The sequence below is a fragment of the Burkholderia sp. KCJ3K979 genome, from assembly GCF_016759955.1.
Classification (GTDB): domain Bacteria; phylum Pseudomonadota; class Gammaproteobacteria; order Burkholderiales; family Burkholderiaceae; genus Burkholderia; species Burkholderia orbicola.
Map to the genome: position 1 here is coordinate 1 of NZ_JACFYV010000410.1, position 1,699 is coordinate 1,699.

Here is a 1,699-nt window from a genome sequence, read left to right on the forward strand (position 1 = left end):
GTCGTGGGTCGTGCTTGCCGTCGACGATGGCGGGCCCGACCTGAAGGTGTCCGCGCGCAACCGGCTGCACGGCAGCGTCGACGCCGTCGCGGCGGGCGCGGTGAACAGCGAGGTGACGCTGGCGCTCGACGGCGGCGGGACGCTGACGGCCGTCGTGACCAACGACAGCGTCGATGCGCTGCAGCTCGCCGCCGGCCGGCGCGCGATCGCGCTGTTCAAGGCGTCGAGCGTGATTCTGGCGGTGACGGGCTGACCTGGCCGGCAGCGCGGCTCGCGTTGGCCGGCGGCCCTCGTGCGAGGCGGGGCGAAGCCGGTGCCGCACGCGTATGCATCGCACCGGCTTCGTTTCCGCTTGCAGCATGCGCCGCGCCGCGGCGTCTCTCAGGCTCCAACGTGGTAGCCGGCGCCACGCTCACGACCACGGCGTCGCGCGCTCAGGTGACGTGCGTCGGCCACTCGGCGTGCGGCGGGCTCGCCTGCACGCGTCCTTCGCTCAACTGCACGACCTGGTCGCCGAACGCGGCGACGTCGTCGGGGTCGTGCGAGATCAGCACCATCGGGATGTCGAGCCGCGCCTGCAGTTCGGCGAGCTCATGGCGCATGCGCTGGCGCATCGCGCCGTCGAGCGCCGCGAAGGGTTCGTCGAGCAGCAGGATGCGCGGCTGCGCGACCAGCGCACGGGCGAGCGCCACGCGCTGCTTCTGCCCGCCCGACAGTTGCGACGGATATTGCCCCGCGAGCGATTCGAGGTCGAATGCGCGGAGCCAGTACGCGACCTCCGGCGGCACCGTCTTCGCGCGCGGGTTGCGCAGCCCCGACGTCAGCCCGAACGCGATGTTCTGCCGCACGTTCAGGTGCGGGAACAGCGCGTAGTCCTGGAACAGGTACGCGACACGGCGTTCGCGGGTCGGCACGTCGATGCGGCGCGCGGCGTCGAACAGCGGCTCGCCGTTCAGCGTGATCGTGCCTGCGTCGGGCGTCAGCAGCCCCGCAATCGCCTGCAGTGTCATGCTCTTGCCCGCGCCCGACGGCCCGAACAGCACGACGCGCTGTGTCGTCGCCGTGAACGACATGTCGAGCGTGAAGCGGCGCTCGGCGCTCGCGTAGGTCTTGCGGATGTCGACGACGAGGCTCATGCGGGCCTCCGCCGCAGCGGGCCGGCCGCCGGACGACTCCGGCGATGCGGACAGGACGGGCGCTTCATGTCAGTTGGCTCCGCCGGGCGCGCGACGGCACGAGCCAGCCGGTCGCGAGCAGCACCAGCACGCAGGTGATCGACGTCACCAGCACGAGGAAGTTGGCCGTGCTGTCGTCGCCGGCCTGCACGGCCGCGTAGATCGCGACCGACAGCGTCTGCGTGCGGCCGGGCAGGTTGCCGGCGATCATCAGCGTCGCGCCGAATTCGCCGAGCGCGCGCGCGAACGCGAGCAGCGCGCCGGCGAGAATCCCGCGCGTGGCGAGCGGCAGCGTCACGCGGAAGAACACCGCGGCTTCGCCGAGGCCGAGCGTGCGGGCGGCGCGCTCGAGATGCGGATCGACGCCTTCGAACGCTGCCCGCGCCGATTTCAGGATCAGCGGAAACGCGACGACCATCGACGCGATCACCGCGCCTTGCCACGTGAACACCAGCTCGATACCGAACTTGTCGAGCCACGCGCCGAACACGCCGCGCCGGCCGAGCAGCACGAGCAGGTAATAG

The 1,699-nt window shown here is 71.7% G+C and carries 3 protein-coding genes; 1 reads left to right on the forward strand and 2 read right to left on the reverse strand.

Going from position 1 to position 1,699, the window contains the following annotated elements; genetic code table 11:
• The coding region (locus tag H3O04_RS35240; protein ID WP_202589505.1) for a TOBE domain-containing protein at nt 1-253 on the forward strand (253 nt) is incomplete at its 5' end.
• Between the two features lie 181 nt (nt 254-434).
• Here the strand turns inward: H3O04_RS35240 and H3O04_RS35245 are convergent.
• A complete protein-coding gene (locus H3O04_RS35245; RefSeq protein ID WP_202589506.1) occupies nt 435-1,136 on the reverse strand; it encodes a sulfate/molybdate ABC transporter ATP-binding protein in 702 nt (233 codons plus the stop codon).
• 64 nt (nt 1,137-1,200) lie between these two features.
• Nucleotides 1,201-1,699 (reverse strand): molybdate ABC transporter permease subunit (locus H3O04_RS35250; RefSeq protein WP_202589507.1); only part of this gene is annotated, 499 nt, incomplete at its 5' end.

Excerpts from the sequence above, each read along its gene's own strand:
- H3O04_RS35245 (WP_202589506.1), bottom strand. The coding sequence starts at position 1,136 with ATGAGCCTCGTCGTCGACATCCGCAAGACCTACGCGAGCGCCGAGCGC.